The organism is Pseudoalteromonas sp. SG44-17 (genome assembly GCF_014164235.1).
In the GTDB taxonomy this organism is placed as follows: Bacteria; Pseudomonadota; Gammaproteobacteria; order Enterobacterales; family Alteromonadaceae; genus Pseudoalteromonas; species Pseudoalteromonas rhizosphaerae.
Window position 1 is genome coordinate 1 of the sequence record NZ_JACJEV010000064.1, and the last position, 6,235, is coordinate 6,235.

Annotated in this window: 6 protein-coding genes; all 6 read right to left on the reverse strand. The window is 39.5% G+C overall.

Going from position 1 to position 6,235, the window contains the following annotated elements:
* Positions 1-372 precede the first annotated feature (372 nt).
* On the reverse strand, positions 373-936 hold the full coding sequence (locus tag H5182_RS21685; RefSeq protein ID WP_182759212.1) for a hypothetical protein: 564 nt from the start codon (positions 934-936) through the stop codon (positions 373-375).
* Between the two features lie 124 nt (positions 937-1,060).
* Entirely contained in the window at positions 1,061-1,903 is an 843-nt protein-coding gene (locus tag H5182_RS21690; RefSeq protein WP_182759213.1) for a hypothetical protein, read from the reverse strand.
* A 184-nt stretch (positions 1,904-2,087) separates the two neighbouring features.
* Entirely contained in the window at positions 2,088-3,062 is a 975-nt protein-coding gene (locus tag H5182_RS21695) for a hypothetical protein (protein WP_131690272.1), read from the reverse strand.
* Between the two features lie 81 nt (positions 3,063-3,143).
* The gene (locus H5182_RS21700) at positions 3,144-3,383 is read right to left on the reverse strand and encodes a hypothetical protein (protein ID WP_182759214.1); all 240 of its coding nucleotides are present in this window, start codon (positions 3,381-3,383) and stop codon (positions 3,144-3,146) included.
* Positions 3,384-3,791: 408 nt separating this feature from the next.
* Positions 3,792-4,880 carry an IS91 family transposase gene (locus H5182_RS21705; RefSeq protein WP_182760621.1) on the reverse strand — a complete coding sequence of 363 codons (1,089 nt, stop codon included), beginning with the start codon at positions 4,878-4,880 and terminating at the stop codon, positions 3,792-3,794.
* Complete coding sequence (locus H5182_RS21710) at positions 4,877-5,713, reverse strand: tyrosine-type recombinase/integrase (RefSeq protein WP_182760622.1); 837 nt, start codon at positions 5,711-5,713, stop codon at positions 4,877-4,879. The genes H5182_RS21705 and H5182_RS21710 overlap by 4 nt, the downstream gene beginning before the upstream one ends.
* Positions 5,714-6,235: the final 522 nt, after the last annotated feature.

The following is a 6,235-nucleotide window of genomic DNA, read 5'->3' on the forward strand; positions in this document are numbered from 1 at the left end:
CAAAGCCCGACAAATCGAGTTTATTTTCGACAATATAACAAAGCGCATACTCAAATGTACCTGGCAATATTTGCTCAGCAAAATTGATTGGAATGAATTTATTTTGGCAGGATAAGTCAGGCTTGTAGTTGGCCATAACAATTTACCGTGGGTGAATAATATCTATTAGATCACAGTAACCCTGTGGGTTCAAGGTCAAAAAACAATCAAGTCAATTGTGTAGAACCAGTTCCTAAAAAGAGTAATTCTACAGCCTCAACGCCTTGTTAAGGTGTGAGGCACGCAATACCTAAGCCTCCGCATACCACCTAACCACTAAACTTGACGCATGGTAAAAATGCCACGCGTGCCGAATCACTCTTGAACAATTTGTTAGCTGTGTAGCTGAAGATCGCGCGAACTCCCCTGAATTTTATCAATTTGTGCCTCTGCCAGTTTTAGGAACTCTAGTACCTCGTCACACCAGTCTAAAACAGAAAAGAAGAACTCCCACCTTTCTCCCTGATATGCCCCTGAAACAGTAATATCTCCTGACCACCAAACCATTTCTTTAGGTAAGGATTTTCGGCCAATGAAATCAAGATTAAAACCATCAGCATGGATAATCTTATTACAAATAAATCGAAAGCCTTTCATCTTTTTCTTGCCATCAGCACAACTACCAGCGCCGTAGGTCGTAATTGATTTTTCTACTGGGAATTTAATTCCTTGAGAGCTCAACGCGTCGACTAAGCACCGAACCTTAACTGAAATTTCTATTAGATTATTGCTGACGATAGTTTTAGTTAATGCCGTGTAATCAGCGAGATTATAGACTTTATGATACTCATCAGACCCCATACGGTATCTTTTACAAAATTCTTCACCTGACAAAGACATTCCAACCACAACGATTAACTTTGTCTTGATTTCTTCGATACCAAAATAATGAGACATATTACTCCAAATTTTTCATTAAACAGCTAACGCCGCGAGCATGGGCTGGCAGAAGTGGCACGTAATTGCGTAAGCAATTTAAGTGACGCTTTTGACAGTCCAATGCCTTGCCTTGTTAGCTGCATTACAATTGCTGAAAAACAACAGTTTGTTTAGTTGCACCAAGAACGGTTGTGTAATTGGTGACGCCTACAAACTTTAATGGTGCGCGTGAAATGCTAGACCAAAATTGCCCCTCAATTGCAGGTAAGTTTGTAATGATGGTTATTGGTGGTAAACGTGTGCTGTAACTAGTTAACATAAGCTTACCGTCCAAGACCTGTGATACTTTGTAATCACCATCCTCAGTCCATACAAATTTATTTTGATGTTGAGCGAAGCCATTTGTTTGGAAACTATAAACTAGCTCATTGAAATTTTTCTGGTTGCTGTCAGAAAACATGGGCTCTAACCCCGTTGATTTTTTTACGGACGCAACTAATTCTGCATCCTTTTCCATTCTTTGCTTTCTGCGTTTGGCTGAATCTTTTTGTATTTGTGTGTATTTATCTTTACAAAGCGTTGGGAGGTTGAGTAGTTCTGGTGCCGACAGGTCAACTTTTTGAGAATATTTTGAAGAGCCCAAATATCTAGCAACCTGAACATTTGTGGCTTTATTAAGATATTCAGCTTCATCGTATTCTTTGGATGAGCGATAATCTTTTTCTCCATTAAAGAAAAAAGACCATTGGGGCTGATAAGCTCTTTGTCCACTGCTTTTATCTATGAATGAGAATGAATACTTTTGTTTGTTGGAGTCGCACTGTGCTGCAACTTTGATGTCGTATTCTAGGTTCTGTGATTGAATTTTATATCCAACACTTCTTCCTGTATCGAAATAATTATGGCTTAAATCCTCAGGCTTAATAGGATTGCTTGATATACAGCCAGATAAGATGATTGGGAGAGCTATGATGTATTTTCTCATCTCTTGTTCCTTTATGAGCTTAAGCAGCTAACGCCGCCAACACCGGAACCAAAAGTGTAGTAGCTTTTGTGCAATAATTTGCGAAGCAAATGCACAAAAGGTGCGGAGCTTTTGGTTTCCGAGTTCTTGGCCTTGTTATAGGTCCTTTCTAGCAATTTAAAGCTAAAATTTTTCAAAATAAACTTTACTTGCTAATAACGCTTATGAATTTCTCTAGCTGATCCTCAGAAATTATTACCCACCTTGGCTCGGACTCATTCTCTGACAACAAATATGTTGTTAACTGATAACGATCAGAATTTCCTCCAAACGACTCAACACTAGCTACAATCTCTTGCGATTTCAATTTTGCAATTTGAAATTTTTTCTCTGGTAAATCTTCATAAGACAAATTAGCATGTTTTAGATATTTAAGGGCTTTACTAAACCCTAAACTCAATCTCCTTTTTTCATCATTACTAACTGAAAGTTTGAATTTAGCACGTTCAACCCACAAATCTGTTTTATCTGTTTTCTGGGTTATTTTAAGTGAAAGCCCACCTGTTGCCGAATTCTGTCCCTGCATACTCATACTTAATTTAATTACTTTAATTTCATTGGTTTCCCCACTCAATGAAGAAACAACTTTATTCTTTAAAGAGAGAACTTCTATAATCGCGTCAACTTCGGCCAGATTAAGCCTATGTTCAACCCATGTAGCCGAATTATAGACAGGTTTTGTAAATAATGAATAGTATCCAAGCTCCCCTCCTGAATGTGTCACGATATTCACTATCAGTTTTCCACCGACCTGCCCAACTCTAAATTTTCCAGCCTGTTTAGAATATCGAGCGTGTTTTGCATCAGCCTTGCCTTTAGTTAGAATTCCAACAAATTGCTCAACCTCACCAACAGAAAATAAATATGAACTACTGTATGTCTCAGTTGATAACTCGGTAAACCCCGCCTCATCGAATTTGATAATTAGCTTGTCAGGTGTAGTCGTTCTATATCTATTAAGATATACCGGTACACTCATAGAAAATTCGACAGCCTTTAATTCAATTCCATTTACAATACTACTACCTTCCGTAATCTGATACTTGTCTGAGGCAAAAAGCTCCGTTGACATAATTACCAAAGCAAGAATTAAACCCATTCTGAATTTATTAGATATCATGTACTCTCCTACATAGACCTATAACACTTTTGATAAGCGGTTTGGCACCGCTTTTGTGGCAAATCCGTCTTCATCATTTTGTTATTTCTCGCTATCGATATAGCCATAAAGTGGGTCAACCGTCATGAAATTAGGAAATTTAATTGGCTCTACAATCATTAGATTTTGTGAGCTAATAAATACTACATATGTCTCAGTGCTCGGGCCACTTGAATATGAATAAAGTGTAGTGCCCTCTGGTAAAAGGCCAACTTGATCTGGAGTCGCTTGCAATGTTAGTGGCTGGGTTAGCTTTACTGGACTAGATTCCAGTAGTTGCATTCGTGTCCAAAAACTCCCGAATAAAAAACACAAAGTTCCAAATACTAATATCAAAACCACTTTAAATATTTTCATAAACCTCTAGAGAAATAACATTTTAGTATTTATGCGACACGCAGTTTGTGTTGCATAATCGCTTGTTGGACTGAGGCGCTACCTGCTCGGTGTGTCAGAGTTGGTGTTACTTATGCTATGGGAATTTGCTTTTTATGGCCTAAGCGATATCAAGCCAACTTTACTGGCGTGTCTATCGTATCTAAGCTATCCCTGCGTTACTCAGCGTTTATTATGTATCCATTAAACCTAATGTTTAACCGTTAAGCAATTATATTTTTCGTACGCACAGCCGTTACTGACCTGAGCAGTTAAGCAGGTTAACTAGTTGATTTGATGCAGCAAGCTAGGCCGCTAACTCGTTCGAACTATTTCATTCGTCGCAATACCTGAGGTTATCACTCCAATAAACCGTAATATGCCAACCTTACACCGCTGGCAAGGCCATTGCGGTATCAATGGTTCTTTTTCTGCCTTTGGTTTCACCAGTTTACATGTGCGTGGCGCGTGAGCCCTTATCAGGGCTAACTTTCGCTTACGACACGCATTAGCTAAAAAACCATAGTGGCGAATGCGCATAAACCCTTTCGGCAATACATGTTGTAAGTAGCGCCGTAAAAATTCATCACAACTCAGTGTCATTACTTTATCGCGGTTGTTATCTGCATAATCGCGATATTTAAAGCTCACTGACTGCTCATTCACTGACACTAATCGTGATTCTGACATCACGCCTTTTCGGGTATAACGAGCAAGGTAACTAACTAGCTTTTCACTGTACGTTAAACAGGCTTTGCTATACACGCACCATTTGGTTGGCGTGTTTATCTTCGCGAATGAACTATCGCATTCATTGAGCGCCGCCAGCATTTTTCCTCTAAAGACTGTTGATAACGCTTTTACGGGGTATAAATAGCCTTTTTCTATTTCATGCCAGTGCGTTTTTTCAAGTGCACCTGCGGGTATCAAACAATGCAAGTGGATATGCTGACTTAAGTTCTGCCCCCATGTATGCAGTACGCTTGTCATGCCTAACTGGCCATGCATCTTTCGTTTCGCAAATTTACACAGCGTTTGCCATACGGCTTTAAACAAACACTGGTACAACACACTTGGGTTATAGTGAGCAATGATATTCAACTCATGAGGGAGCGTAAAAACAAGGTGGAAATACCGACACGGTAATAAATCCTCTTGCTGTCTTCGCACCCACTTAGCCGTGGCCATGCCTTGGCAACGCGGACAGTGACGGTCTCGACAACTACACCCAATCTGCTGCGACTCCCCACAGCTATCACATTGCCATGCTTGATAACCGAGCTGACCTGTTCTGCATGATTGAAGGTGCTGACAGACACGCAGTTGTTGATAGCTCATCGTATGATGTTGCCGATAATTCTCAAGATTTGAGTTTAAAATATCAGCGAGGTGCAAAGCGCTCATTGTTTACTCCAACTCGCAAGCAAATCAATGCCGCCATGCCCTAACTCAGGTAACCAGTGTAAGTAACTTTGTGTCGTTTTAATATCACTATGACCAAGCTGATGTTGCAATTGATGAAGTGGCATTCCTGATTCAAGTTGATGTGTTGCATAAGCATGGCGTAGTGCATGTGGATTACAGTGTTTTAAACCACACGCTTGTGCGTGTTTTCTCAATGGCTTCCTGAAGGTCGATGCTGACATAGGTTTATTCATTAACAATCGCGAGTAAAACATCCAACCCGTTGGGTGATACATTTTCCAGTAACTGCGTAATTGGTTTAGTACGCTATCTGAAACTACAACATACCGTGACTTATCCCCTTTACCTTGTTCAATTAAAATGGTTTTACGCTGGCCATCGATGTCTTGCACTTTGATACGTAACAATTCGCCAATACGTAAACCGCACCCATAGCAAACCACTATTAACGTTTTTAGTCGCATATCATCCGTACAGCTTTCTATCAGCCCCCGCATATCATCACGTGATAAATAGGTAGGTGCGCGCGACTTCGCTTTTGGCAGTGCAATATCTAAGTTCAATGGCCGATGTAAAATATTCTTAAACAAGAACCAAATACTGTTTATCTGTACTTTTTGGCTTGCTCTAGAAAGTTTACGAATAGCAGGATCGTTAAAAAAGGTATTCAGTTCTTGATCGGTAATTAAATCGAGTGGCTTATCAAAATAATGACTCAGTTTAAGTAAATGCTCGCAATAACTTTTACATGTAAGTTGCGAATAACCTCGATAGGCTATTTCTGTTTTGACTTGTTCTATGAGTGGGTTCATGACTTACCTCCAAGTTATGGGATAACCCCAAGGTAAGTGTGGCTCAAATGGTCAGAATAGGATCTCCGCGTAGCGGCTTAGTTCAACAATTTAATAGTGCGCTCATCGCGCATATCTCTGCCGACTTAACGCTCACTTTTCCATATTATATAGTTTTAACAAATTACCTAAGGTATTACTATCACTAAGTTTTCTAAAACTTTTAAGTAAAGTTAAATGGAACAATATGCGCGCGTCGCTCATTTTCATGAATATATGCGCAAAGAGTAGTTTAACCAATCAACTAACTCTTGTGTTTAGCCAACCTCAATGACCGGTTATCGCTCATATCTGTCAGATAAATCTAAACCTATTAGTCAAAACTGTAAGATCTGGTATGAGCTAATTCACTCAGACTTGTTAACACCAAGCGACTTTGTCGTATCTTAATTACCAAGCGATTCTGTCGTAATCGCTAATTACCAAGGGAATTTGTCGGTCACTTTTTTACGTGTCTGTTAGTGTTTTGTTTTTGGAATACTA

Excerpts from the sequence above, each read along its gene's own strand:
- H5182_RS21695 (WP_131690272.1), bottom strand. The coding sequence starts at position 3,062 with ATGATATCTAATAAATTCAGAATGGGTTTAATTCTTGCTTTGGTAATT.
- H5182_RS21710 (WP_182760622.1), bottom strand. The coding sequence starts at position 5,713 with ATGAACCCACTCATAGAACAAGTCAAAACAGAAATAGCCTATCGAGGT.
- H5182_RS21705 (WP_182760621.1), bottom strand. The coding sequence starts at position 4,880 with ATGAGCGCTTTGCACCTCGCTGATATTTTAAACTCAAATCTTGAGAAT.
- H5182_RS21700 (WP_182759214.1), bottom strand. The coding sequence starts at position 3,383 with ATGCAACTACTGGAATCTAGTCCAGTAAAGCTAACCCAGCCACTAACA.
- H5182_RS21685 (WP_182759212.1), bottom strand. The coding sequence starts at position 936 with ATGTCTCATTATTTTGGTATCGAAGAAATCAAGACAAAGTTAATCGTT.
- H5182_RS21690 (WP_182759213.1), bottom strand. The coding sequence starts at position 1,903 with ATGAGAAAATACATCATAGCTCTCCCAATCATCTTATCTGGCTGTATA.